The organism is Shinella yambaruensis (assembly GCF_022899355.1).
In the GTDB taxonomy this organism is placed as follows: Bacteria; Pseudomonadota; Alphaproteobacteria; order Rhizobiales; family Rhizobiaceae; genus Shinella; species Shinella yambaruensis.
Genome location: NZ_JALJCK010000012.1, coordinates 135,523 through 160,716, shown reverse-complemented (window position 1 = coordinate 160,716; position 25,194 = coordinate 135,523). Strand labels below are relative to the sequence as shown.

Here is a 25,194-nt window from a genome sequence, read left to right as displayed (position 1 = left end):
GCAATGGCCCCTCGTTTCGCAGGCATTTTAGTTTCCCCTCATCAGTGAGCTCCATCATCTCCACCCCGCTCCGGAGGTTTGTGGGCGGCCACCGATGCCGGCTCGACTTAACGTAGTGTTCGGCTACTATCGTCCGCAACAAACAAAAGGGGGAAAGCATGAAAATCCATCATGTCGTCATTACCGCCATGTCGATGCTGCTTGTTGCCGCGCCGACTGCTGAGGCCAGAAACCAGCCTTGCTCCGGCAAAAAGGGAGGGATCAAGGCTTGCACGAAGGACGGGAAATTCCTGTGCCGGAACGGCACGACCAGCGCCTCAAAGCGTAAGTGCACTCGGGATTGATCGCGCCTCGCAGCTGAACGGGGTAGTGGCGTATTCGTCAGGCCATGAAGGCCTGCACCTTGACTCCTGCGTGTATTCTGCGACGCTACTCTACAAAATCGGGAAGCATGACCTAAATCCGGGACGTGAAGATGCGCAAGACCATTACATTTTCCTCACTTTCAAAGTATTATTTCATGCATGGGCTTGATATAGACTTTCGAACTAGCAAGAAAGTTCCATTCTCAGAATTAATTCTCAATAGTGGAGTGGAAATATACGATGAGCCGCCTGAAAGGGAATGGACGGATACAGTAAGAGAATTTGGAGATGGCCTGGGATACACAATTGAAGGGGAGATAGTAGTTCACTATAAAGTCGAAAAAGTTACAATATATGGAGAAGCGCGATATATTAGAACTCAAACCGCGGATATTAATCTATCAAAAATTGACAAACTCATACCAGCTCCATTTACTGCAAGTAATACTGAGTGGAGAATCGAATTTAACGGACTGGTGAGCTATAAATCTCTCTTAGGAAAAACTGTAGGAGATTTGATAGAGGACAACGACACAGTAAACGGTACTGGTAATGCAGACATCTTAAAAATGACTAATCACAGCGAAATTGTTCGGGGAAACAGGGGTAACGATATCATACACGGTCGAGGTGGCGACGACATACTCTTCGGTAATACTGGTAACGACACGCTGAACGGAGGGGTTGGCGATGACCAGTTAAACGGCGGTTTAGGCGCCGACAAGCTGACCGGCGGCCGAGGTGCCGACACATTCATCTTCACCAAGATATCAGATTCCAAGGTGAACTCCGCCGCCAGCGACATAATCACCGACTTCCGGCGCTCGCAAGGCGACAAGATCGATCTCAAGACGATTGACGCAAACACAAAATCTGGAGGTGATCAGGCTTTCAAGTTCATAGGCAGCGATGCCTTTCACAAAAAGGCTGGTGAATTGCGCTTTGAGAAGAGTAGCGGCGACACAGTCGTTCATGGTGACGTGGACGGGGATGGTAAGGCTGACTTCTCAATCGAGTTGGACCAGGCTCTCACTCTCAAAGCGAGCGATTTCATCCTCTGAGCAGCGGATAAAAAAGTCCCAAGGGGCGACCTCTACCGCGTCTGCCCCGTTGCATTTGCTGCTGCGATGCTAACAGCCGTGCCGAACTGAAGCTGACGCGTTCCTGTCCTCCAACTTGACGCAAGGTATGGATGGCAGCTTCCGCCCGGCTGGGGGAGAAAGAGGTAAACGTGGATTCCGCAATCTTTTCATCGCAGACGGAGCGCACCGCATGGCGGATCGCAACCCATCATCTCGGCTGCGGCCAGCGCGATCCGGTGAAGATGATCGTCGACGCCATCGAGCAGGAACGGGCCCGCTGCATCGATCTCATCGAGGCCGCCGGCTTTTCCAGTGACGACCTCTCGCCGTTTATCGCAGATCCGCACGCGGATTGGTAGGATGCTCACAGGCCGGAGCTTAATTCGAGGGCGTTTCCGCTCAGAACGAGCTTTAGCAAATGAGCATAACCACGAGCATCATCGATTGCGCGATGGCTATGGTCATGGCCCCCAAACCAGGCCGCCGGATAATTCTGACGGTTGCAACGTTGATACTCCCAACCCGTTTTGGCCATTATGAGAGACGGGATATCGACACCTGCACCATAAGTCAGGCCAGGGATACGAGGGCGATAGAAGAGACGGTGTCCCGTGAATTTTTGCAGGTACCAATCGACCCAAGCCCCGTCAAATGAGAGAGGGTGAGCAGCGGCTTTCGATCGAGCCTGGAATACTCAGCCACCACCACCTTTCGGCCTCGCCAGCCTCACCCCGGCACCACCCCCGTTCTCGGGAATGAAGGTAACGCCAGCCTCAATAAGTGTCCGTTCAATAGCGCGGATAGTGTTCAGGTGCCCGGTAAGCTCTCCTTCCATAGCCTCCAGCCTCTTAATCGTCGGAACGGATACCCCGCACTGGTCGGAAAGTTCTTGCTGCGACCAACGCAGCAAAGCGCGGGCGGCTCGCATCTGCTCAGCATCCATTAAATTGATCCCTTTCGGATAATTTGATCCCAATGGTATTGCAATATGATCTCATATGGATTAAATAATTCCTAAAGGATCAAAATGCAATGGAGCAGCCCAGATGCCGAACGCCCCCGTTCCGGCCACCGCCGGAGGCATGCCAAAATTCAACCGCTCGCAGATCATGAAAGCCGCTTGGGCCCACTATCGCAGCGCCAAGGCATATGTCGCCAGCAATCCCTACCTGCGCGGCTCCGTCGTCCGCTTCGGTGATTGCCTCAAGGCGGAATGGAAGCGCGCCAAGGCCCTGGTCGCCAAGGCGAGGCTGGATGCTGCCGTGGTCGCCAGCATCGATGCCCTGAAGGCCGAAATCCTCACCCTCGACTGCAAGCCCTTCGGCATCCGCATTGGCGCGGAGCGCTGGGCGCTGGTGGCCGAACTGTCAACGCTGGAGGCCGCGTGATGCATGCAACTCTCATCAAAGCCGCGTGCACAGGCAGTGCCGTGTTCGCCGAAGTCGAAGCTGCCGCGAAATGCTTGGCCGACGCCATGGAACGGGCACACGGCGGGCGCTGGCGCATCCAGATCGAGCACGATCACCAGTTCGTGACGGTCGCCCGCATTCGCGACCGAGGCCCGATCAAGCCCAAGCCGGAGATTGTGTGATGTCCGAGACCAACCTCTACTGCCTCGGCGCATCTTTCGCCGTCCTCATGGCGGACTACCGTGCCGCGCAATCTCAGCTCTCAGCGCTCCAGCACGAAGCCGACCGCACCGCCGCCGACGCCGGCTTGGTCTACGGTTCGTCGGCTTGGTCCGCGCACCGGTTCGCCGTAACCGGCCGCACCGTCCATCACGTCAACGCGCTTTACGAGAAGCTGGAGGATCTGGCGCAGGAAATCGCGCCGATCCGCCCCGCCTGCTTTGCCGGCCTGGTGATCAAGGCCCGCGCCCACCAATTCGCCGGCAACCCCGCCGCCGTCATCTCCGAAATCGAAGCCTTGGCGAAAGCCAACGGCCAGCAGGCTGCATAGGCGGATCGTCTAGCCCTTTTGCCGTCTCGGCACAGCCACCTGTGGAAAGCAACGGCACTGTTACGACGTTTCAAACTCAAAGTTGCCGGCTCGCCAACGCGACAGAATAGATCGGTTCAATCGAAGGAGGACCAAATGAACGCTAAGACGACAATTCACAGCGGCGCGCGTAAAGTAAGCAAGCCGGATGAGGTGCAGGTCGCAGCAAGCCTTGCTGTATTGGCAAAAGTTCATACGGAAGCAAGGGCCGATGTCAGCCCTGATCTTCTGAACGCCATCCGGGAGCATGAGGCCGCAAACGCTGCGTGGTTGGCAACGTCCGATGAAGATTTGCCGACCGGCACCATGGAGGAGAAGGCCGCGGATCAGGCCGAGAAGAAGCTTATTCATTTCCCTTGCCATTCGCATGCGGACGTCCTGGCTAAGGTCGGCTACCTATACCAACAGGATACCGAAGCGGCGCGGGCGGCGCATGACACTGTTCAGGCTGGTTATCTCGATGAGCTTCTTGGCTCGCTCATCGGGATCGAAGCACTTGGCGGTTGCGCTGCTACGGGCCGGACCGTTGCCACTGCATCACCGACGATCCCCGAAATGTACGAGGAATGGCTCGCCGTGCGGAATGCGCCGTGGGATAGGACCGATGAGGAAATGGACGAGGGACTGTCGCGCTATCAGATCCTTCAAGCCAGGATCATTGCAGCCGAGCCGCAGACACCACGCGACGTTGCCATCATGTTCATCGTCGACAGCGACTACATGGAAAGCGACCACTCGGAGGAGTTCGAGAGCCGTGTTCGCGAAATAGCTGTTGGCAGTACAGCGGACGACGCCGCGCCGCCGGCCGAGACGATTGAAACTCTCTTCGGCGAATGGATGTTTGTCAGTCAGAGCATGAGCGGCGGCGATACTCCCTATATTCATGAAGAGAAATTGAAGCAGTATGGCAGCCTTCGCGAACGGATAACCGGAATGCGGCCGGCGACGGTTCGAGAACTGGCCATCATACTCTACGTGGAAACGACAGCCGGTTGTAGCGACTGCAGCGATGACTTCATGACGCACGTTTTTGCGCTGGCCGGGTTGGAGAACAATAATGTTTCCCAGGACGCTGCTCGACGTCCTTCGGTTGGCGGTTTGGACGTCGAAGCTATGCCTGCACCGGTGTGCCGCCCCGCCCCGCGGGCGACAATCGAAATTGACGATATCCAGACCGCTACCGGTTGCCTTCATGCCCTTTTGGAAAGCGTCTACGAGGTTTCGACCGAGATCCAATATCAGCTCCCTGATGGCAGCAGGGACCGTTCCGCCGAACGGCTCAATTCGCTGATCATTCTCGCCCGCGATGAGGCCGAACGGATGGACCAACAGGTTGAGGCTTACATTGATAGCGAAAAGGCAAAGGAGGCCGGACAATGAGAAGCCTCGCCCTCAAAGACTTCCGCCGTTTCGAACTGGAGCGCCACATCGAGGAACTGATTGCCCTCCTCGATCGGATCGACGGTGACCCAGATCTTGAGGACGGCGGCGATGCCGACTGGTCCGGCTATGAGGAGGAGTTGCCTATCCGCCAGTGGTCGGGCGACGGCGTGGCAAAGGCGCTGCGCCTGATTGAAGCCTCGCCGGCAGCATCCAGGCGGGCCGACGAATACGCCGACACACCGCGGCCGCCGCTGATCTACGATTTTCGGGGAGGCGCAGGCCGATGAAGCTCATTGCCCTCCTCATTGCAATCGGCCTCCTGAAGGCGCCAAGCGCATCGCCTGGGCCAGCGAATTCGTGGCCGGCTGCGGGTTATGGACAATCGACTAGTGCGACGCGAAGACGCGCATAGGGGCGATTCGGGCAATGCCGCCTCTGCTCCGGGACTATGCCGCCTGACCAGGCAGAGTGTGCTGGTGCCAAGGGTTACTCTATCAAGTTCACACCCACCCGGACTACCGGGATTGGGATGACTACTGACTGGCTGGAATAATATCAGCTGAAGAGCACAGAATTAAGTTTTCTGTTTACAATCTGTGGGTGAGAGTGTTTGTTGAACGCGATCTATCATTATCGGATTTGAGCCCTTGCAAAGAGCCCTTTCTATTCTGGCGTTGACGGCGCTTTGCACCGCAGTTTCTTACACACCGTCGCCTTCAGCAAGGGCCGCAACCACTGGGTTCGATATTCTCGTAAACTGGAAGTGCAGGACGCAGCAATCAAGCTTCGGTGAGAAATGTAAGAATTTCACCCAGAGAATAAGGACCTTCGAGGGGGGGCGCGTTCAACTTCAGGAGAACGGCTTCTTCTGCGGCAACGAAAGACGGGGAAACGAGGTCGGTTACGACGCCTTCCTCAATCGCCGGGCATCGGGAAGCTTTCTTTGCCACGATGGGTCAGTCAAGTTTGAGATCCGCTATTCGACATCTGTGACATTCAACGAGACGTCCCTGATCTACAAGGTGTCGGGCTCCGCTAAGGACGTCACCGCAGGCGTGCGCAGTTCCCAGAAAGTCCATTTCGAGAACAAGGTGAGCATCGTTTTTTCGAAGCAGGGCTGCCGTGGGGAGCGGTTCTACCGGATATCCCAGGGATCGGCGGGAATTCCGATGGGGTCCACGACCTTCAAATTCGAAGCGCTGTCATGCAAACGAAGGGGCTGAAATGAACGGGAGAACCACGATATCCTGCGGCGCGGCCGTAATGGCACTTACGCTTTCAGCGGCGCCGGCCCTGGCGGCCTGTACCGTCGAGGTCGAGGGCAAGACGATCCAACTCGGCCGGTTTCCGCTCCATCAGGCCTACAAGAGCTGCATGACAGCCTACAAGGCCCGCTACGTCAAGAAGAACAGTGACAAGGACAGCGAGTTGTACCTTCGGTGCAGTGGATCCCGGCAGCTCATCGCGACCGTGCAGGACGGGAAATTCTTCGAGACGAGAATACAGGTCTCCGGCTGCATCATACCGAAGACGCTAGGGGGTCTGACAAATCCTCTGGCCATTGAAAATTTTGCAATTTCCCTGGCTGCCGAAGCCGATCGAACCTCCTGAACCTTCCTTCTTGCGCGTCGGCTTGCCGGCCGGCCTGTCTATTTTCCGCGTGTGCGCGACCTGTTGGCAGATGCCGCCGACAAGTCTTTGATCCGCCTTGCAGAAGGCCGGGCAGGCCTTTGGCGCGATACTTCTCGCCTTCGACAACACCGCTGACAGGTTGCCCCTGTCGACACCACCGAGATGATTGCCGTAAGCGCGCAGGAAGCGGTCCAATGCGGTAGCGGACTGCCTGCCCCAAAGACCGTCGAGCGATCCGGGCTCGCAATTGAGGCGCAACAACTCGGCCTGGAGTTCCTTCTTCGCCAGGGCTTCATTCTGTTGGAGGGCGAGGTTCGCTTCCTTCGTCTCCAAGACAGCGATACGGTGCTTTGCTAGACCGACAAAGGCACAGTCGCCGAAAAGACGGACATGTTCGCCAATCAGCGTCTTGTCCTCGGACGACTTGACCTCGCCCCAATGTGTGGCCGCATCGCGGCAGGGATCGACCGGGAGCGCCTGCTGGCCGGAAAAGCCCGACTCCTGCTCCTTCTCGTAGGCGGGTGTGTCGAGTTGTTCAGTGATGGCGGGACCGAGCAGGACCGTTTCGTAGATGGAGCCTGTCTTGAACGGCGTTTGGCCGCCGCCCGTGGCCTCTCGCACATCCCTGGTGACCGCGCGCAATGCACTCTCGATCTCGAGCCCCGGCGCGACAAGATGGCGCGCGAGCGCGGCTGCGTAGGGGCTGTTATCCCCATCCCCGTCCCGGGCGACTTCGCCAGGTGCCGTGGCATAGCCGATCAACATGTTGCTACCGCTGGTCTCGACCCTAGCCAGTCCCTTGGAGCCTATGCCCTTGGTTGCCAGCTTCTTCATCGTGTCGAGAAACGGGTTGTCGCGGCAAGCGTCGAGCAGCACGAGCTTGAGCTTGGTGACGCCGTCGAGGCGGCTCAAGACGTCGGCCATGGCGATGGCCTCGTATTTCACCCTGCGGTCGGACGGCAGTTCGGCATCAATGGGTACGAGATAGTTCTCGCCGCCGATCTCCACGCCATGGCCCGAATAGTAGATCAAGCCGATTTCAGCACCCCGGGCTTTCTCCTCGAAGCGATCCAAGGCGGCCGACATCTGGTCGAGGCTGCCATTCTCGACAATATCCACCTCGAACTGCGCACCGGCCAGGGTCTTGCGCATCACGGCGACGTCGTTCAGCGGATTTCGGAGAGAGGAGGCGGCCGTACTGTATCTCGCGTTGCCGATCAGGAGTGCCACCTTACGTTCGGCAAATGCGCCGCTGCTCGCAAGCAACGCAATAGCAAAAACGATTGCCCGCAATACCATTCTCCCCTCCCAATCATCGATTGCAGCATTCTGCTTTGAGCCAAACGAATCTTAAAGGGGGAATATTCACGTCGCTGACATAGGAGAGATACGCAGCCTCTTGCGGCTCGCATTTTGCTCTGCAGCGAACGGCCAGCGGCGGCTAAGCCATACTGCACCCGACATTGCCGGCTTGCATATCGCGCCCGCGCGGCCAAGGATGCCACCCTGCCTCTCGCGCAACCGCTAACTTCTTAACGGGGCGTTTTGCGGCAGTATAGGGAAGATTGGTCAGTAAGATTGACCTATTTTGTAACTTCATGGTAACCCAAGACGATCAGATTGGTCAGGTTCGTTAGAGGACAGCAGCAATTTGCGAGACGCAGACGTACGACGAGCGGTGATGAAAAGGCTGTCACGCGACCACCGCGGCGACAGTGATACGCGCATCGTGCAAGAAATGAACCTGTGGGCAGGAACCGTTCGGATCGACATTGCTGTTATCAATGGGAAACTTTCGGGATACGAACTTAAGAGCGAACGCGACACATTGGCCCGCTTGCCTCTACAGGCAGACATTTACAGCCGAATATTCGATCAAGTTACTCTAGTGGTCGGTGAGCGTCACATTGCCGATGCAAATGACCATATCCCCAACTGGTGGGGGTTAATGCAGGCGAAAATGATCGGGACGGAAGTGGAGCTCTCCTTACTCAGATCTGCCCAGATCAACCCGAATCCTGATCCATATTTAGTGGCGGAATTGCTCCGCAAGGATGAAGCCATTTCGATCCTTGCGGAATATAGTTTGGCAAAAGGCTTGCGCTCTAAGCGCGTCAAGGAAATTTATCGCTGCTTAGCTGCTCAGCTTCCGTTCTCCGAACTCTCGGACAAAGTGCGCCTTGCACTAAAATCACGGCAGAACTGGCTTCTAAGGCAATAGGGTAGCCATCAATTCTATATGCCGGTTCACCCCCAGTTGAACCCAGTGCTCGAGTCCTTGTGGACTAGCATTGCCCACGGCGATGTCATCAATTTTCGAATCGGCCCAGATGTGAGCGAGGGCATGCCGTTGTGCAAAGTTTCTAATGCTGTTGGCGTGATTCACCAATTGGACATCCGCCTCAACACCTTGCGGGCCCGTCGTCCGGACCCCGCGACAAATCAAGAAACTATCAGGCAGTGTGTACTTGACGTTTATGGGGTAACCCCAAGCAATATTCGGGGGAGGCGCGCCAGGCGACGTCGATGTGAAGTCGGCGTAGTCGAGACGATAAGGCAACCTAAGACCGTGCAGATGCTGCCAAAGGCTCCATTCTCGCCGATTAATCAAATGCTGGCCGGCGAGATAGCCTGTAAAATTTTCAGGCATTGATGTGCCTGCCATAGATACAGACCGCCATCGATTACCTGCATGAAGGTTCAAAAATACGTCATCGAGTGCCGGACCTAGCTGTGCGACGGTGCCGATTTCGGCGCCGAAATCCAGAATAAGGTCGGTTTGCTCAAGCGGATGAGGCCACGCGCCAATCCATGTTTGCATCGATGAAGCCTCTTGCAGATCAATCCGCAGACAAACCCCGTTGCCAGTAGCAACGGATGCATTAACCGCGGCTTGGTATGCGGGCGAAACGGCAAGAGCAGTAGTCGGTATCATCGCAAGGCCGGCCCCCGCGCAGGCGGCGGAAATAGCCTGGAGGGGGTGATGTAACCCTTGAGAAGGAAGCGCGGACGCGTCGAGCAGGAATGGCGTAGTACCCCATGCTATCCGCACCTCTTGAATGAATGCATCTGGTGCAGGGACGGCATCCCGACGAGCCGTCGCGGGGCGTAGCTTATACTGGTCTGCTCCAAGCAGAAATAGTGGGAGACTTCGCTGCTTAGCCCCCGCTGTCAGGTGTTGCAGGCCAACACGCTCCCCTCGTTTCCATCGCAAGATTGGCGTGTACTGCGGCATGGCTCTCTCCCCTTTTTCGGGAAAAGAAGCACTTATTCTCGCAAGAGTCGAGTGGCTCACTTCGCTTCAATCTTGACTCTAGGCCGAGCCATGGCACGTTGCGCGGATGAAGAGGAAACCAGAGAACCGCTACGACATGCGCGAGGACGGAACGGGCATGTGGGCGGTCTACGACATTTTCACGGGGCTGACGGCTGAGCTCAACGGCATTCCTCAGGATGGCTTCGACGAAGTGGTAGCCAGGTTCATGGTCAGAGAATTGAACGATGCGTACATCGCCAGACGTAAGGGGACGACGCATTGAGCGGGGGAAGTCATGCATCTGTGCTTCGTTGATGAAAGCGGGACACCCGCCAAACCCGGATCAGGCAATCCAAAATATTTTGTGATTGCCGGCCTTATTGTTCCTGAGGACAGGTGGCATAGGATCAGCGGCCACTTACAGGGCCTCAAGGCGAACCGAGGTTACAAAGGGGAGTTAAAGTGGCGCTTCTTCGCACCTGGAAATAAGGATAAAGAAAACCCCATGGTCGAATGGACCATGGAAAAGCGTAACGCTTTCCGCTCATTGATTTTCAGGATATTGACCTCAGACAAGTCGATCAGGATCGTTGCCGGTATCTGCGATTCCGCATTGGCTTATAGCTTACCAAACGTAAATACCCAAGCCGATATTTACTTCCGCACCTATAAGGTAATCACAGAGCGGTTCCAGTACGCTCTGCAAGATATCTCGAAGGCCAGCGGAACTAAATTTCACGGCATAATCGTCGCTGATCACAGGGGCAGAGATGACGACAAACGGCTCCGGGAGCAGCATCAACGGCTAGTGGAGGCGGACTCGTCCTACACATCGAACTATCCAAATCTGATTGAGGGCGTGTTTCTTGCCCCATCTCACATGAGCGTTGGCATCCAATTCGCTGATATGGTTGCCGGCGCCATCTGGCGGCGTTTTGAATCAAACGACGACCAGTGGTTCAATGCGATAAAAGACGCGCTACGTGCCAGTCCACAGGGCAGGATCGATGGCTTCGGGGTATGTCGCTTCCCGAAGAAGGGTTGGACGGGACCAATAATCTGAGGATGTTTGACGCCGGGTGAGGCCGTAACCTCAACGTGCTAAGTGACGCACTCCCGGCGCAACATATATAGCACTTGACATATCTGATTCCCATAGGCACCCGCGAAACGCTTTTCTAATTACAAGATATCCGCGTTCTAAGCCCGCCCTCACCGGCGGGCTTTTTTCGTGCGTGCGACAGGGGCAGCGCTGCTATCCGCCGCGCAGGATCCTGTCGGCGTTGGTCGTGGGCTTTCCTCTCTCCAATGAATTGAAGTCTTTGAGGGAAAGGCGCTCGGCGGCAACAGTGGTGAAAAGCCGTGAGCAGTAAATCCTGGCAGCACCCTTCTCGTCCGCGCCGACGCTTGCTGCCATTTCGCTCGATACTCGACCGCGCGCATGCATCTGCGTGGCGCAGTTCGAGATGATGCTGTCTATCAGGCCCGGCTTCTCTCGGAGATTGCGCTGGACCTCCTTGTACTGTTTCGCCGTCAGTTCCTGCGCCGCGGCCGGAAACGTGACAGCCAGCCCCACCAGCATTATCAGAAATCGCATTTACCCTTCGTGCGATCCATGAAGTAGCGCCGGATGCTCTCGTAAGTAGGCATCCCGCGCAAGCGTGTTGGCGGTGATAAACCCACAAGGATTTGATAGTTTACAGCCGGCGCGGGTAGTCTCGACGTCATCAGGGGGAGACATGAGCGATTTCTTTAAATGGCAACCGGAAACGGGCTTGCAGCCGTGGTTCGAAACGGACCCGCATCACCCCCGGCGCCTGGTCCCGGTTGCTTCCGCGGGCCGCCGAGCGCTATGGATCCTCATGGCAGGGATGGCCTCTGCTATCCCCCTCGTGCTGCTGCTGGCCCTTCTTGACCCTCATTACCTTGTCGTGCTCGTCACCATCCTTTCGGTCGAGTTCGGTTTTCCGATATGGTTTCTCTGGAAGATACGAGGGCGGGTCAGGGAGATGACATAGGGGTGGGGGCGCCCCCGATAAGCGCGAGCGCCCGCTTGCAAACTCGGTGCTACCGGTCGCCTCCAGTTTCGTCGGCCAGTAAGTCGAGGAATGTCGTTCCGTCATGGCCGTTCACAGGCGCGTCGAGGGATGCGGTCTTGAAGTTGTCGAAGTCACGGTTGTACGCCCGCAGATAATTGCCTGCTTCCTTGCCGATGTTCTCAATGAACAATTTGCCTTCGAGAACAGCCAAGCACATGGAGGAGACAATCTCGTCCCTCGCAAAACTCGGCAGGGATTTTGAGACGGCCTTGTCAATCATCCGATACACCTCATTGGGCGATTTGGTAATTTCGCGCTTGGCTTTTTTTGACCTCCAGTTTCGCGCCTTTCGGGCGAGTTCTGATGAGCGATTACGCTGATACTTCTCGCGGTTCCTTGCGCGAGCAACCTCCGCGTCGTTCCAGTAGATTTCCCGAAGTTTGGCGCGAAAGGGCTCAGGATTTTCCGCCCAGCGCTCCTTGAACCGTACACGGGCTTTTGCCTCTCTGTCCTTATGTCTTGCAAGCAGAATTGGATCAACCTTCATTCTACGATACCAGCGTCTTGCTCGCACAAGCTGTCTTTCAGCCTCGGGCATGGCGATCCACTCACACACCGGGACACCAAATTCGTTGATGCTCCCGGCAGCATCCACGATGCCTCTGACGCGCCGAAAGGCTTGAAGCCAGCAGTCACGATGAGGGGTCTTGATGTAGGGGCAATTATCTTCCCCTGCGTCATCATTTGCACCTGCTTCGTGGCCCAGGCGGTCGGCCCTCTCGACGCCTTCAAGCCAACGTCTTTGCCCTGGGCTTGGTGTATCACCAGTTCGCTCACGGATGATCGATAGTAGACTAGCCATAGCTATCTCCTGATATTCATCGAGATTGGGAAGGTCGCGTCGAAGCCGAAGGAACGGCAAAGTACCCGCAAGCGAGCAGGAGTGACGCTCACTGCCTACGCTGGACCGAGAACGGCAATGCATGGACCGACGGCTTTTGCCGCAAATCGCGAAGTATCATCCACATGGGGCGGTGAGGAGTCGCCGATGGGGTAATTGTGCGGCACCGGCAGGATGTGACAAAGAGCTTCAGGGCATTGGGCATTTGAGCGGGACCGGTACGCTAAAGGTTCGCTCTGAGTGATCTGAGAAACGGTGTCGTCGTTGCACTAAGGAAGCCCTGCTAAAGCAGGGAAATAACAGGGCAAGCGTTCTGCTCAACCTGAAGATTTGGAGAAACGCATATGGAAAGCCTTGTGACGCCCGCCCTCTTGCTACCCGCAGCAATATCACTCGGGTTGATCGCTTACCATCTCGCTTCCGGCGGTCCGGAGGTCGTTCGTCCGTTGCTTGCTTCGCGCGAGCTGCCGCTTGACGTAGTTTATACGCTCTATCTCTGCTGGCATATCGTCACAATCGTCCTGACCGCATCTCTGGTGGCTTATCTGGCCGCGGCGATCGATCAAGGATTTCGTCCGTATGCTCTTGCCGCCACTGTGATTGCTGGCGCCTTGACCCTCTTGAGTTTTGCGGTCGTGGTTTGGAAGCGGCAAAAGCACCAGGAAATGCCTCAATGGGTCGTGTTTCTTTTGCTGACAATTTCTGGCGCATGGGCGCTGAGCTGAGTTCCACCGCGAATTCGCGTGATACTTGCACCACCCATCCCGGCTGTGTGCCCATTCGCGCAATCCGATGTTCTCCATGGTTGATCGATGAGTCTGCTCACATGCCCGAAATCGGAACCCCTCAGTGCGCGCGGGGATTGGCGCTTGGGCAAAAGGCGAAGATGCGCTTGGTCTTGTTGAGTACGGGACCGTTCGGAATGCGCCCGTTACCGGATAAGGAGACCGACCAGTACCGCAGTTCGCTCCGCATCCTCATGCGAAACGGCCAGTCGATCGGTGACAAGCTGGTTGCTGAGGGTCTCGCTCGCACCGCGGAAGGGCGCCGCCGGCCGTGGTGCTGAGCTTCATCCCATGTCGATGATTTCGGGGATGACCCTCTCCCCGCGCTCGGCTTTGCGCGGAGTCGTGCTGATATTCGTCCGGGCCGCAGCGCTACACCCTGCCATCGCGTAAAGCATTTACCCGTGCGTGCGCGAGTGGATTGCCGAGCGTCTTGGCCCGCTCCTTCTTGAGCGATAGCGTATCGGCGGGCGGCTCAATCAGTTCTGGGTCGATCGGAGCTTCAAGGGCGTTCGACGCTGAGTTTTCGATCCGTTCTACCTCTTCGCGGCTGATACGAAGAAGCTTTCCGCCCAGATTGAATCCGGCTAGCCGCCCAGCCGCCACCATGTTTCGAATGTGATGGCCCGAGCAATGCCATCGCTTCGCAAGTGTGGCGGGGGAGAAGACGCGTGTTGTCTCGGTTGCGCTACCCCCTCCAGCGGCGTCCGCCTGGCTGGCTTGAAATGGTGGCGGGACAATTCCAATGGAAACGGACCCATCTGCCTGTAGCCGGACGCCAACGCCTTTCTCACGGGCTATATCCGCCGCCGCGCAAATTTCCTCTGCTGACCATCTTCCCAATGTTGAAAGAGCCATGTTTTCGTCCTTCTGCCGTCAAGAAGCATAACACAGTGGGACGACCTATCAGCCTGGGGCCTGGTATAAAAACCGGGAACGGCTTTAACGAGTTGGATCAGGCCTGAAGAGGAAACAGGTCTTCACCACCGGAGTGCAGACGTGTGTGATGTCGCCGGCAGAACCAGCGGACAACGAGGGGCTTTCCATAATCATCGTGGTGAGCGTCGACGCTCTCGCCGCCACAGACCTCTGGAGTTGCCCCCAAAAGACCGGACATGCTCAGGTTTGAGATTGCGAGCTGATGAACTCGCGCGGGGATTGATATCCTAACGCCTTGTGCGGGTGAAGATTATTGTAGTGGTCGAACCAGAACGGCAGTTGCGCCATGACGGTTTCGGCGTCCGGGGTGGGGTTCACCGAGACGTAATCGCGCTTGAAGGTTTTGACGAAGGCCTCGGCCATACCGTTCGATTGCGGGCTGCGCACCGGCGTCGTGCATGGCTCCATGCCGATCTCGCGGAGCAAGGATGCGGTGTCCCTGGCGATGAAGCAGGAGCCGTTGTCGGTGAGCCATTCGATGGGCTCGGACAGCATGTTGATGCGGCCGAACCGGTTCTCGACGGCGGTGATCACGAGGTCCTGCACGTCCTGGCTCTTGATACCCTCGGTGGTGGCGACATGGGCGATGGCCTCGCGGTCGCAGCAGTCGAGGGCGAAGGCGACGCGGACCTTCTCCTTGTTGTCGCAGCCGATCTCGAAGCCATCGGAGCACCATCTGATGTTCGAGCGTTCGACAGCGACCTGACCGTCATGGCGGCGATCATCGGCCGCTCCGGTGTGGCGCACCAACAGCAGGTTATGCACCTTCATGACCCGATAGACGCGCTTGGCGTTGGGCCACGAACGCCCATCTTTCCGGGCGTTGCGGCGCAGAATGGCATGGACACGCCGATAGCCGTAGGTGGGCATGTCGGCGATGATGGCCCTGATTTCCTCCACCAGTTCCCGATCCGGGAGCGGTGGCCGTCCTCTGGTTCTTGAAGGGGAGCACGCGGCACGCGCAGCGATATTCGACCGGGCGACACCCAAAGTCTCGCAGACGGTCTTCATCCTAAAATCCCCCTCGGAAGAGAGAGCGAGCGCAACATCTGTTTTTTTGAGCCGGTGGCGATTTCGAGGGCTTCCTTGAGGATTTCGCCTTCCATCGTCTTCTTGCCCAACAGGCGTTGCAACTCCTTCACCTGGTTCTGAAGCGCCCGGTATTCGGAAGCCGGGACAACCTCCTCTTCGGCGGCCGTCGCCGTCAGCGCGCCTTGTGACGCCAGCTTGCGCCAGGCGAACAACTGGTTCGGCTGGATGCCATGTGAACTGCCCCCCATTTCGACCGGACAGTCGGCATAAGCAGAAAGGCTCAAGCACAGGCTTGAGGACAGGCTTATGTCTAACGCGTATCGACACGTTGAATTGCTGACGGGCGATGTCCGCCGCCGGCGGTGGACAACCGAGCAAAAGCTGACAATCATCGAGCAGAGTTTCGAACCGGGCGAGACGGTATCTTCGACCGCTCGCCGCCATGGCGTTGCACCCAATCTGCTTTACCGGTGGCGCAGGCTCTTGAGCGAGGGAGGTGCTGCGGCCGTGGATTCTGACGAGCCGGTTGTCGGCAATTCGGAAGTGAAGAAGCTGGAGGATCGCGTCCGCGAGCTGGAGCGCATGCTCGGCCGCAAGACGATGGAGGTCGAAATCCTCCGCGAAGCCCTTTCCAAAGCGGACTCAAAAAAACGGATATCGCGGCCGATCTTGTTGCCGAAGGACGGTTCGCGATGAAGACCGTCGCGGACACGCTGGGCGTCTCCCGTTCCAATCTCGTCGAGCGGCTGAAAGGCAGATCAAAGCCGCGTGGGCCATACCACAAGGTCGGGGATGCAGAGCTTCTGCCCGACATCCGCAGGCTGGTGCATCAAAGGTCAACCTATGGCTATCGGCGGATCGCCGCGCTCCTCAATCGCGAAAGGCGAGCCGCCGATAAGCCTGTCGTCAACGCCAAACGGGTCCATCGCATCATGGGCAAGCACGCCATGCTGCTGGAGAAGCATACGGCCGTTCGCAAGGGCCGCCTCCACGATGGCAAGGTCATGGTCATGCGCTCCAACCTGCGCTGGTGCTCGGACGGTCTGGAGTTCACCTGCTGGAATGGCGAGATCATTCGTCTCGCCTTCATCATCGACGCCTTCGACCGGGAGATCATCGCCTGGACGGCGGTCGCCAATGCAGGCATTTCCGGCTCGGACGTGCGCGACATGATGCTGGAGGCAATCGAAAAGCGGTTCGCAGCAACCCGAACCCCGCACGCTATCGAACATCTCTCGGACAACGGTTCGGCTTACACAGCACGGGAGACCAGGCTATTTGCCCAGGCACTCAATCTGACGCCCTGCTTCACGCCGGTCGCCAGCCCCCAGTCAAACGGAATGTCCGAGGCTTTCGTCAAAACCCTGAAGCGGGATTACATCCGCATCTCGGCACTACCGGACGCCGAAACAGCGCTCCGGCTCATCGACGGATGGATCGAGGACTATAACGAAATCCACCCACACTCCGCGCTCAAGATGGCTTCCCCTCGGCAGTTCATCAGGGCTAAATCAATCTAGCCGATCTGTCCGGTGAAACGGGGAGCACTCCACCATGCCGTCGCGCGACGATGCTAACCGTCGCATCCGGCTCGTAAGTTTCCTGGATAATGGCCAGCTTCTCTGCCGTGCTCCAGCGCCGCCGCCGTTCAGGTCCCGAAAGAACCTGCATCTTATGGGTGGTGATAGTCATAATACCAACATTACTCCTACCCACTTAGCTAAGTGGGGGAGCATGTCCGGGCCTTTCGGGGGCTAATTCAACCTCGCAAACGCCTTTGGTCAGTGTTCCGCTCTTCAAGGCTCGCTGGACGGCCAGGTGTGCCCGATACTTCTCGGCATTGGCTCGCCGCCAGTTCGCCTGCCGGGTATCTGTCTTTAGGTTCAAATCGTCCGTCATGCTACTCCCCCGCCGTGATGGATTATCCGTCTGGCTGGCTGTGCATCTCCACTTCTACGGGGTGCCAGAATTTATGAAGCTGCTCAGACTGCTATTGATCATCCAACCCGATATGACCAACGTCATGCAGCGGGCTTTCTATTCGCCTTTTCCATGACAGCAGTAGCTCCCTCGCCCTGTCCCACGTGTACTGGTCTCTTCCTCCGATTCGAGGATGCAAGCCGGGGCTCAATGCTATCATGCATTCGCATTCGTGCGGGCTCGTTCGCACGCAACCTCATATAAAAGTAGGGAAGGAAGTGGGGAAGACTCTTTGATCGCTCTAGAAAGCGAAAAAATATCAAAATGATAACTATGAAAACTGGCGGAGAAGAAGGGATTCGAACCCTCGATACCGTTTCCGGTATACTCCCTTAGCAGGGGAGCGCCTTCGACCACTCGGCCACCTCTCCGCTCGCGGTCTCACTATGCGGCAGCGCTTGCGATTGCAAGGCTTTTTTGGTTTTCACCCACATTTTGATGACGGTGCCGCGCCTTCGGGCCGGAACCGCGACTGCGCCCTCCCCGCTTCCGCCTGCGGAATTTTTGCCGGCCGGCCTCGAAAATGCCTTCTGCCTCCCCACTTTGTTCAACAGCGGTTCAGCTTGCCGGCGCTAGAAGTCGGACAACAGCACATGGTTGCAGAAAGGAACGAGGACATGGCCTATGTATACAAGGGCACGAACGGAGACGACTACGTCGTCCAGAACTCGCGCACCGAGGTCGAGATCTACACCTATGGCGGCGATGACGAAATCGTTCTGAACCGGACCGACAGCCGGGGCGGCCTCAACTATGTCGAAGCCGGCAGCGGCAACGATCTCGTGCGCAACAGTTTCGAGGGCGGCAACGACATCTTCCTGGGCTCCGGCAACGACGTCTACAAGCACGACGGCTCGGCCAAGGCCAGCGGCGAATACGACATCGTCCGCGGCGGCGACGGCAATGACCGGTTCGAGGTGAAGACGCTCGCCAGCGTCTACAAGGGCGACAGCGGCAACGACACCTTCTATTCGGTCGGCTACCGCAACTCGTTCAACGGCGGCTCCGGCAACGACACGATCAACTACTCGCTGCAGGATTCCTCCAGCGAGAGGGGCCGCGGCATCTATGTCGACCTTGACAAGGGCTTTGCGAAGGCCGTCGAAGGGCGCACCGAGAAGCTGAGCAGCATCGAGAACGCCACGGGCACCCGCGCCAACGACACGCTGATCGGCACCGGCGGCAGCAACACGCTGCGCGGCGGCAACGGCAACGACCAGCTGGAAGGGCTCGGCGGCAACGACAAGCTCTATGGCGGCTCCGGCAAGGACGTCCTCTACGGCGACAACGGCAATGACGACCTTTACGGCGGCGGCGGCAACGACCGGCTCTACGGCGGCTCCGGCAACGACGACCTCGTCGGCGGCGCGGGCAACGACCTCCTGGTCGGCGGCAGCGGCAACGACTTCCTTGTCGGCGGCTCCGGTGCCGATACGTTCCGCTTCGTGCGCACCTCCGACAGCAAGGTCGGCTCGCAGCGCGACGTGATCGACGACTTCAAGCCGGAGAGCCAGGGCGACGTCATCGACCTGCGCGACATCGACGCCGATACGGGCCGGGGCGGCAACAACGCCTTCACCTTCATCGGCAAGGACGCCTTCTCCGGCACCGCCGGGGAACTGCGCTATTCGGGCACGATCATCTCCGGCGACGTGGACGGCGACGGCCGCGCCGATTTCGAGATTGACGCCGGCCTCACGCGCTACTATTCGAGCGACTTCCTGCTCTAAGCTCCGCCCCCGGCACCAGGGGGCGCCTCCGAGCTTGTCATGCCGCACGCGCCAGCAACGCGTGCGGCATTTCTCGTTGTAATCCTTGTGAAAAAGCGCGCGGCGCGCCGTTCGGGCAGGGTCAGCCGCGGCCAGGCCCGCCGAATCAGATCTTCGGACAGGCGACGACATGGCGCCCTGCGGCAACCCGGCCTTCACGCGGGGACAGGGCAATCCGACGCGCCGTTTCGGCCTTCATGGACTTTTCCCCACAAAAGGAGAACCGCCAGCGACCTTTCCGGTCGCTGGCGGTTCTGAAATCCGGTCCACCGGAATTGCGCTGGCACCTTGTCTGTCCGCCGCCGAAGCGGTGCCGCTTCGGCGGGGCATGCCTCAGGTTCGGGCGGCCAGGCGGTCGATCGCGTTCTGCGTCGAGGTGCCGAAGTCGCCGTCGATCGGGCCGCTATAGTAGCCACGATCCTTGAGGATCTGCTGGAACTCCTTGCGGAACTGCGGCGTGAAGTTCGCCGGCGAGCCCTTGAGCTCCTGCAGCTTGCCCTGGTCGCCGCCCTCGACGCTGGCGGCGGCCCAGCGGGCGGCCTCCTTGGCGTTGGCGCGCGTGCCGAGGCCCTGGTCGTAGAGGCGGGAGAGATTGCCCATGGCATAGGTGTTGCCACCGTTCGCCGCCTTCTCGTACCAGTTGCGGGCCTCGGCATAGTCCTGCTTCACGCCGTTGCCGACGTCGTAGAGCCAGCCGATCGAGGCCATCGAATAGTAGTCGTTGAAGGCCGCGGCCTTCTCGTACCACTTGCGCGCCTCGACATAGTCGACCGCGACGCCGAGGCCGGACTGGTAGGCATAGCCGACGGAGGACATGGCGTTGACGTCGCCGCCCTCGGCACCCTTGAGGTACCAGTCGAGCGAGGCATTGTAGTCGCGCGCCGTGCCGAGGCCCTCGCGGTAGAACCAGCCCATCGTGGCCTGCGCATTGGCATAGCCCTGCTCGGCGGCCTTGCGATACCACTTGATGGCCTCGTCATAGTCCTTGCGCGTGCCGTTGTAGCCTTCGCGGTAGAGCCAGCCGAGCGAGGCCTGGGCATAGGGATTGCCGGCATTCGAGGCCTGCTCGAACATGCGGGTGCCCTTGGCCATGTCGACCGGGCCATCCGTGCCGTAGATCGAGTACCAGGCAAGGTTGGTCAGCGCGTAGAGGTTCCCCTCGTCGGCGGCCTTCTGGTACAGCTCGCGCGCCTTCGGGAAGTTGCGTGCCGCGTCGTGGGCGCGGCCCAGCATGTTGCGGATCGAGTTGTCCGACGGATTGGCGTTGAGCGCCGCCTCGCAGACCGGGATCGCGCGGCCGTAGTCGATCTGCGCGAAGAGCTTGCCGAGGAAGCCCGGGCGCAGGTTCGGTTCGCCGGCGAGCTCGTAGCACTGGTCGGCATCCGAACCGCCGAGGGTCACCGTCGACTGGCTGTTGTCGGTGGTGGTCGTGTTGCTGTTGGTCAGCGAGGTGGTGGTGCTGTCGTTGCGGCCCGTTGCGAGCTTGTCGATGGCGGCGAGCGTCGCCGCGCCGAACTCGCCATCGGCCGAACCGCTGTAGTAGCCGCGTTCCTTCAGGAGGTTCTGCATCTCCTTGCGGAAGGCGACAGTGAAGTTGCCCGGATTGTCCTTGAGCTCCTTCAGCTTGTTGGCATCGCCGCTTTCGACCGAGGCGGCCGCCCAACGGACGGCTTCCTTGGCGTCGGCCGGCGTGCCGAGACCCTGGTCGTAGAGGCGCGACAGGTTGCCCATGGCATAGGCGCTGCCGGCATTGGCGGCCTTCTCGTACCAGTAGCGGGCTTCGACATAGTCCTGCTTCACGCCGTTGCCGACGTCATAGAGCCAGGCGAGCGAGGCCATCGAGTAGGAATCGCCGATATTGGCGGCCTTCTCGTACCAGACCTTGGCCTCCGCATAGTTCTGCGCCGTGCCGAGGCCGTTCTGGTAGGCCCAGCCGAGCGAGGACATGGCATTGGCGTCGCCGGCATCGGCAGCCTTGCGGTACCAGTTGAGCGACTGGACGTAATCCTGCGAGACGCCGAGGCCTTCGCGGTAGAACCAGCCCATGGTCGCCATGGCGTTGGCATAACCCTGGTTGGCCGACTGCTGGTACCACTTCACCGCCTCGTTGTAGTCCTGGCGGGTGCCGCCGTACCCTTCGCGGTAGAGCCAGCCGAGCGAGGCCTGGGCATAGGAGTTGCCGGCGATCGAGGCCTTCTCGAACATCGACAGGCCCTTGGCGACATCGACCGGGCCATCCGTGCCGTAGACGGAGAACCAGGCAAGGTTCGTCAGGGCGTACATGTTGCCGAGCTCGATCGCCTTCTCGTAGTTGCGGCGGGCTTCGACATAGTTGCGGTCGGCGTCGTGCGCGCGGCCGAGCAGGTTGACGAGCATGCCGTCGGACGGGTTCTCGTTGACGGCCTGCGCGCAGGCGGTGAGCGCCCGCTTGGCATCGATCTTCAGGAAGTTGACGCCCATGAAGCCAGGCAGCGACTGCGGCTCGCCGGCGAGCAGGAAGCAGTCGCGCGAGGCCGGCGTCTCCTTGCCGGTGACGTCGACGCTGAGGCCCTTCTTGGGCTCCAGCGCGGCGATGAGCTGTTCGGCATCGCTGCGGTGCTGGCTGTCCGGATAGCGCTCGATGAAGCGCTGGAGCGCGGCCGCGTCGGTCGAGCCCTTCAGGGCCTCCCATGCGATGCCGGCTGCATCCTGCCCGTCGTTCTGGGTGGCTTCCTTGAGGCTGGCGAGCTTCTTTTCCGCCAGCATCTTGTAGACCGGATCCTTGCCGTGCTTCTCGATGAAGGCGTTGATCAGGTCCTCGTCGGCGAGGTCGCGGATGTTCTGCCAGTCGGCGGCTGCTTCCGACTGGCCGTTCGGCGAGATTTCCTGCGTGTTGCCGCTGTTGTTGACGTTGATGTTCACTTCCTTGATGTTCAGGAAGATCTGCGCGCCGCCGAGCGAACCGTAGACGAAGGGCTCCTGCTCGCGGTTGGTGACTTCCACCACCTCGTCGCGCACCTTGCCGAGCGCGATGCGCACGTCGAGGCCGGGCTCCGTCAGGTATTTCGACAGGGCGGAGGCGAACGGGCTGTTCCTGCCCTCGCCGTCCAGCGCCACGGTGCCGGCCTTCGAGGCGAAGGCGATCAGCGTGTCGGCCGATTCCGGCTCGACGCGGGCAAGGCCGCGCGTGACGGCGCGCGTGCCGATCGACCGTGTCATCGAGGCGGAGAAGGGGTTGTTGCGGCAGGCATCGAGGATGAAGAGCTTCAGCCTCTTGGCGCCTTCCAGCGAGCGCTGCACACGGTCGATGGCGACGCTCTCGTCCTCGACGTCGCGGTCGCTCCTCAGCGCCGCGTCGACGGGGATGAGGTAGTTGACCCCGTTCATCTCCATGGCGTGGCCGGAATAGTAGACCACCGCCATTTCGGCATCCATCGAATCGTCCTCGAACTCGCGCAGCGCCTTCACCATGGCGGCGCGGTCGAGATCGTGGACGGTCTTGACGGAATCGAAACCTGCGTTTTCGAACGAGGCGCGCATCAGCTCGACATCGTTCGCAGGGTTGTTGAGCTGGGCGGTCTCTTCGTATTTCTGATTGCCTATCAGCAGTGCAACGCGTTTCGCCTCTGCGGCGCCCGCATTGAACACGACGACGGCAACCGAGACGAAGAGGACCGGCGCCCAGCGTCTCTGCATTTGCTTGATCATGCCCTTCCCTCCGGCATTATTGCCGAGAGTATTACGTATGGCCCCTGCCGTTTCAATGTGCGGCCGGCCGGATTTTTTTGACCCGGCCGGCAAGAACGTCATGCGGGGGCGATCTCGACCCAGCGGCCCTCGCGGAAAGATTGCGCCATGGCGTGCACCGATTTCTCGATGCGCAGGCCATGGTTGAAATCGATGGAATGCGAGGCCATGCCGGCGATGGCGGCGATCAGCTCGCGGCATTCGATGACCTTGAGATCGTTGAAGCCGAGGCCGTGGCCGGGGGCGGGAATGAACCGGTCATAGGGCTTGTGATGCGGGGCCGTCAGAATTGTGGAAAAGCCCTGCTCGCTCGCACGGCCCGCCACCGTATAGAGCTGGAACTCGTTCATGCGCTCCTGGTCGAAGAGGATCGAGCCCTTCGAGCCGTAGATCTGCAATGCGATGCGGCCCTTGCGGCCCCAGGCGGAACGGTTGGCCATCAGCACGCCGGAAATGCCGCCGGGAAGGCGCATCAGCACGCTGGCGATGTCGTGGTTCTCCACGGCGCGGCGGCCGCCCTCCTTCAGCGGGCGGTCGGCATAGGGCTTTGCCAGCGAGGCGATCACCGCCTCGACATGGCCGAACAGGCTCCAAAGCAGCGAGAGCGGGTGAACGGAGAAATCGTCGAGCGCGCCGTAACCGGAAGCGGCCTCGCTCTTCCAGTAGAACGGCGCTTCCGGATCGGCCATGAAATCCTCGTCCATCTCGACGCGCACATGGTTGACCGTGCCGATCGCGCCCTCGTCGATGAGGGAACGGATGTGCCGCATGACCGGGTTCTGGATATAGTTGTAGCCCATGACCGCGACCTTGCCGGAGGAGCGCTGGGCGGCGAGCATGCGCTCGGCATCGGCCAGCGCCGGCGCCATCGGCTTTTCGCACCAGACGTGTTTTCCCGCCTCCAGCGCGGCAATCGCCATCTCGGCGTGGAACTGGTTCGGCGTCGTCACCGAGATCACGTCGATCTCTGGATCGGCGAGGAGATCGCGCCAGTCGGCGGTCGATCTGGCAAAGCCGAATTCGCGGGCGCGGCTGGCAGCAAGCTCCGCATTGGCCTCGGCCAGATGCACGAGGCGCGGACGCTCCACGTCGCCGAAGACCGCGCTGACATTGTTCCAGGCAAGCGCATGGCACTTGCCCATGTAGCCGGTACCGATCAGTCCTATTCCCAAGGCCTTCATGCCGCCTCCTCCATCTGCCGGGGTTCCATTTCCACGCGCATGCAGCCGCAAAACCGCTACGCATTCGCGCCGGATTTGCTCTATACCTCGCCGTATATGCGTCTTCGGCACCATGCATAGCGGGAAAGATTTGGAACGAAAACTATCTTTTCCGATAATATGGAATATTTATTTCGTTTGTCGCAGAATGGCCGCACGAGGGAGGACAGAACCATGAACAGCACCGAAGCGGCCCTTACACGCGTGCCCCGTGATTTCGACAGCCTGCGCAGCGTCATCATCGAGCGCAAGGTGAGCATGCCGAAGCGCCTGGCGCAGGTGGCGGCCTATGCGCTTTCCAATCCGGACGAGATGGCCTTCGGCACGGCGGCGAGCATCGCGACGGCCGCCGACGTGCAGCCCTCGACGCTGGTGCGCCTTGCCCACCACCTCGGCTATGAAGGCTTTTCCGACCTGCAGAACGTTTTTCGCGCCCGGCTGCGCGACCGCACGCTCTCCTATGAGGAGCGCCTGCTCTCCCTGGAGGCCGGGCCGGCGTCCAACAGCGACACGGAGCTGCTTTCCGGCTTTCTCACCGCCGCCAGCCAGTCCGTCGCGCGGCTCGCCAGCACCATCGACGGCGAGACCTTCTCCAGGTCCGTCGAGCTTCTGGCACGGGCCGAGACGATCTATCTCGTCGCCAAGCGCCGCTCCTATCCGCTGACGGCGCACATGGCCTACGCGCTCGGCAAGCTCGGCATCCGCCACCAGATCATCGCCTCGCCGAACGGCATCGACGCCGAGATGACGCAGTTCGCCACCGCCAAGGATGCGGTGATCGCCGCCAGCTTCGCCCCCTATGCCGCCGAAAGCCTGACGCAGGCGCAGGAACTGGCCGCCCGCGGCGTGCCGATCGTCGCCATCACCGACTCGGTCTTCTCGCCGCTGGCCGCCTCCGCCACCCACTGGTTCGAGGTTTCCGAGGCGGACTATGCCGGCTTCCGCTCGCTCTCGGCCTCCATGGCGCTCGCCATGGCGCTGCCGGTCGCCATCGCCGAAAAGCGACGCAGCCTCAAGCGCGCCGCGAAGTGAAATGCTGTGGAATAAAAACGGAATGTATATTCCGAATTGACATAATAATGGAATT

General features: G+C 59.3%; 25 protein-coding genes, 1 tRNA gene and 2 pseudogenes. 17 read left to right on the top strand and 11 right to left on the bottom strand.

The features are described 5' to 3' along the window. The first annotated feature begins 158 nt into the window (after positions 1 to 158). The 3 genes from MUU56_RS25300 (at position 159) to MUU56_RS25290 (ending at position 1,806) form a co-directional block, all read left to right on the top strand. Entirely contained in the window at positions 159 to 344 is a 186-nt protein-coding gene (locus tag MUU56_RS25300) for a YdcA family protein (protein ID WP_244770040.1), read from the top strand. Positions 345 to 475: 131 nt separating this feature from the next. Then, complete coding sequence (locus MUU56_RS25295; RefSeq protein ID WP_244770039.1) at positions 476 to 1,426, top strand: calcium-binding protein; 951 nt, start codon at positions 476 to 478, stop codon at positions 1,424 to 1,426. Positions 1,427 to 1,557: 131 nt separating this feature from the next. Beyond that, positions 1,558 to 1,806, top strand: coding sequence for a hypothetical protein (locus tag MUU56_RS25290; RefSeq protein WP_244770038.1), 249 nt, complete (start codon positions 1,558 to 1,560; stop codon positions 1,804 to 1,806). Between the two features lie 335 nt (positions 1,807 to 2,141). Here the strand turns inward: MUU56_RS25290 and MUU56_RS25285 are convergent, their stop codons facing one another. Next, on the bottom strand, positions 2,142 to 2,375 hold the full coding sequence (locus tag MUU56_RS25285) for a helix-turn-helix domain-containing protein (protein WP_317633330.1): 234 nt from the start codon (positions 2,373 to 2,375) through the stop codon (positions 2,142 to 2,144). Between the two features lie 118 nt (positions 2,376 to 2,493). Here MUU56_RS25285 and MUU56_RS25280 point away from each other — a divergent pair, with 118 nt between their 5' ends. From MUU56_RS25280 to MUU56_RS25255, 6 genes are all read left to right on the top strand, one after another. Continuing rightward, a complete protein-coding gene (locus MUU56_RS25280) occupies positions 2,494 to 2,835 on the top strand; it encodes a hypothetical protein (RefSeq protein WP_244770036.1) in 342 nt (113 codons plus the stop codon). Further along, positions 2,835 to 3,038, top strand: coding sequence for a hypothetical protein (locus MUU56_RS25275; protein ID WP_244770035.1), 204 nt, complete (start codon positions 2,835 to 2,837; stop codon positions 3,036 to 3,038). The genes MUU56_RS25280 and MUU56_RS25275 overlap by 1 nt, the downstream gene beginning before the upstream one ends. Next, on the top strand, positions 3,038 to 3,406 hold the full coding sequence (locus tag MUU56_RS25270; RefSeq protein WP_244770034.1) for a hypothetical protein: 369 nt from the start codon (positions 3,038 to 3,040) through the stop codon (positions 3,404 to 3,406). The genes MUU56_RS25275 and MUU56_RS25270 overlap by 1 nt, the downstream gene beginning before the upstream one ends. Before the next feature lie 135 nt (positions 3,407 to 3,541). Then, positions 3,542 to 4,825, top strand: coding sequence for a hypothetical protein (locus tag MUU56_RS25265; protein WP_244770033.1), 1,284 nt, complete (start codon positions 3,542 to 3,544; stop codon positions 4,823 to 4,825). After that, on the top strand, positions 4,822 to 5,115 hold the full coding sequence (locus tag MUU56_RS25260; protein WP_244770105.1) for a hypothetical protein: 294 nt from the start codon (positions 4,822 to 4,824) through the stop codon (positions 5,113 to 5,115). The genes MUU56_RS25265 and MUU56_RS25260 overlap by 4 nt, the downstream gene beginning before the upstream one ends. A 360-nt stretch (positions 5,116 to 5,475) precedes the next feature. Then, on the top strand, positions 5,476 to 6,051 hold the full coding sequence (locus MUU56_RS25255; RefSeq protein WP_244770032.1) for a hypothetical protein: 576 nt from the start codon (positions 5,476 to 5,478) through the stop codon (positions 6,049 to 6,051). A gap of 310 nt (positions 6,052 to 6,361) precedes the next feature. On the opposite strand, the gene MUU56_RS25250 is transcribed toward MUU56_RS25255, so the two are convergent. Further along, positions 6,362 to 7,759 (bottom strand): caspase family protein, encoded by a 1,398-nt coding sequence (locus MUU56_RS25250; RefSeq protein WP_244770031.1) that lies wholly within the window; start codon positions 7,757 to 7,759, stop codon positions 6,362 to 6,364. Positions 7,760 to 8,111: 352 nt separating this feature from the next. On the opposite strand from MUU56_RS25250, the gene MUU56_RS25245 reads away from it, so the two are divergent. Continuing rightward, positions 8,112 to 8,681: a sce7726 family protein gene (locus MUU56_RS25245; RefSeq protein WP_263195026.1), complete on the top strand. Its 570-nt coding sequence runs from the start codon at positions 8,112 to 8,114 to the stop codon at positions 8,679 to 8,681. On the opposite strand, the gene MUU56_RS25240 is transcribed toward MUU56_RS25245, so the two are convergent. Next, entirely contained in the window at positions 8,670 to 9,695 is a 1,026-nt protein-coding gene (locus tag MUU56_RS25240; RefSeq protein WP_244770029.1) for a beta family protein, read from the bottom strand. The genes MUU56_RS25245 and MUU56_RS25240 overlap by 12 nt on opposite strands. Before the next feature lie 106 nt (positions 9,696 to 9,801). Between MUU56_RS25240 and MUU56_RS25235 the strand changes: the two genes are divergently transcribed. Together MUU56_RS25235 and MUU56_RS25230 are read left to right on the top strand one after the other, a co-directional pair. Then, a complete protein-coding gene (locus tag MUU56_RS25235) occupies positions 9,802 to 9,999 on the top strand; it encodes a hypothetical protein (RefSeq protein WP_244770028.1) in 198 nt (65 codons plus the stop codon). A gap of 12 nt (positions 10,000 to 10,011) precedes the next feature. Beyond that, complete coding sequence (locus MUU56_RS25230; RefSeq protein WP_244770027.1) at positions 10,012 to 10,779, top strand: DUF3800 domain-containing protein; 768 nt, start codon at positions 10,012 to 10,014, stop codon at positions 10,777 to 10,779. A 192-nt stretch (positions 10,780 to 10,971) separates the two neighbouring features. Here the strand turns inward: MUU56_RS25230 and MUU56_RS25225 are convergent, their stop codons facing one another. After that, a complete protein-coding gene (locus MUU56_RS25225) occupies positions 10,972 to 11,313 on the bottom strand; it encodes a hypothetical protein (protein ID WP_244770026.1) in 342 nt (113 codons plus the stop codon). A 142-nt stretch (positions 11,314 to 11,455) separates the two neighbouring features. Between MUU56_RS25225 and MUU56_RS25220 the strand changes: the two genes are divergently transcribed. After that, positions 11,456 to 11,734, top strand: a complete 279-nt coding sequence (locus MUU56_RS25220; RefSeq protein WP_244770025.1) for a hypothetical protein — start codon at positions 11,456 to 11,458, stop codon at positions 11,732 to 11,734. A gap of 49 nt (positions 11,735 to 11,783) precedes the next feature. On the opposite strand, the gene MUU56_RS25215 is transcribed toward MUU56_RS25220, so the two are convergent. Further along, positions 11,784 to 12,617, bottom strand: coding sequence for a hypothetical protein (locus MUU56_RS25215; RefSeq protein WP_244770024.1), 834 nt, complete (start codon positions 12,615 to 12,617; stop codon positions 11,784 to 11,786). A gap of 383 nt (positions 12,618 to 13,000) precedes the next feature. On the opposite strand from MUU56_RS25215, the gene MUU56_RS25210 reads away from it, so the two are divergent. Beyond that, entirely contained in the window at positions 13,001 to 13,381 is a 381-nt protein-coding gene (locus tag MUU56_RS25210) for a hypothetical protein (RefSeq protein WP_244770023.1), read from the top strand. A 432-nt stretch (positions 13,382 to 13,813) separates the two neighbouring features. Here MUU56_RS25210 and MUU56_RS25205 read toward each other — a convergent pair whose 3' ends face one another. After that, a complete protein-coding gene (locus tag MUU56_RS25205) occupies positions 13,814 to 14,299 on the bottom strand; it encodes a hypothetical protein (protein WP_244770022.1) in 486 nt (161 codons plus the stop codon). Between the two features lie 261 nt (positions 14,300 to 14,560). Then, positions 14,561 to 15,648 (bottom strand): annotated as a pseudogene (locus tag MUU56_RS25200) (IS3 family transposase); the annotation flags it as partial. Positions 15,649 to 15,718: 70 nt separating this feature from the next. On the opposite strand from MUU56_RS25200, the gene MUU56_RS25195 reads away from it, so the two are divergent. Next, positions 15,719 to 16,932 (top strand): IS3 family transposase gene (locus MUU56_RS25195; RefSeq protein ID WP_244770021.1). Its coding sequence is split into 2 segments (ribosomal slippage): positions 15,719 to 16,055 and positions 16,055 to 16,932, totalling 1,215 coding nucleotides; the frame shifts between segments, so codons are not numbered across the junction. A 31-nt stretch (positions 16,933 to 16,963) separates the two neighbouring features. On the opposite strand, the pseudogene MUU56_RS25190 reads toward MUU56_RS25195, so the two are convergent. Further along, positions 16,964 to 17,083 (bottom strand): annotated as a pseudogene (locus MUU56_RS25190) (transposase); the annotation flags it as partial. A gap of 590 nt (positions 17,084 to 17,673) precedes the next feature. Next, positions 17,674 to 17,763: transfer RNA gene (locus MUU56_RS25185), tRNA-Ser, on the bottom strand. Between the two features lie 246 nt (positions 17,764 to 18,009). Here MUU56_RS25185 and MUU56_RS25180 point away from each other — a divergent pair. Further along, positions 18,010 to 19,122 (top strand): calcium-binding protein, encoded by a 1,113-nt coding sequence (locus MUU56_RS25180; RefSeq protein WP_244770020.1) that lies wholly within the window; start codon positions 18,010 to 18,012, stop codon positions 19,120 to 19,122. A 372-nt stretch (positions 19,123 to 19,494) separates the two neighbouring features. On the opposite strand, the gene MUU56_RS25175 is transcribed toward MUU56_RS25180, so the two are convergent. Together MUU56_RS25175 and MUU56_RS25170 are read right to left on the bottom strand one after the other, a co-directional pair. Continuing rightward, positions 19,495 to 22,848, bottom strand: coding sequence for a caspase family protein (locus MUU56_RS25175; protein ID WP_244770019.1), 3,354 nt, complete (start codon positions 22,846 to 22,848; stop codon positions 19,495 to 19,497). A 98-nt stretch (positions 22,849 to 22,946) separates the two neighbouring features. Next, positions 22,947 to 24,068: a Gfo/Idh/MocA family protein gene (locus tag MUU56_RS25170; RefSeq protein ID WP_244770018.1), complete on the bottom strand. Its 1,122-nt coding sequence runs from the start codon at positions 24,066 to 24,068 to the stop codon at positions 22,947 to 22,949. Positions 24,069 to 24,281: 213 nt separating this feature from the next. Here MUU56_RS25170 and MUU56_RS25165 point away from each other — a divergent pair, with 213 nt between their 5' ends. Next, complete coding sequence (locus tag MUU56_RS25165) at positions 24,282 to 25,139, top strand: MurR/RpiR family transcriptional regulator (protein ID WP_244770017.1); 858 nt, start codon at positions 24,282 to 24,284, stop codon at positions 25,137 to 25,139. Positions 25,140 to 25,194 lie beyond the last annotated feature (55 nt).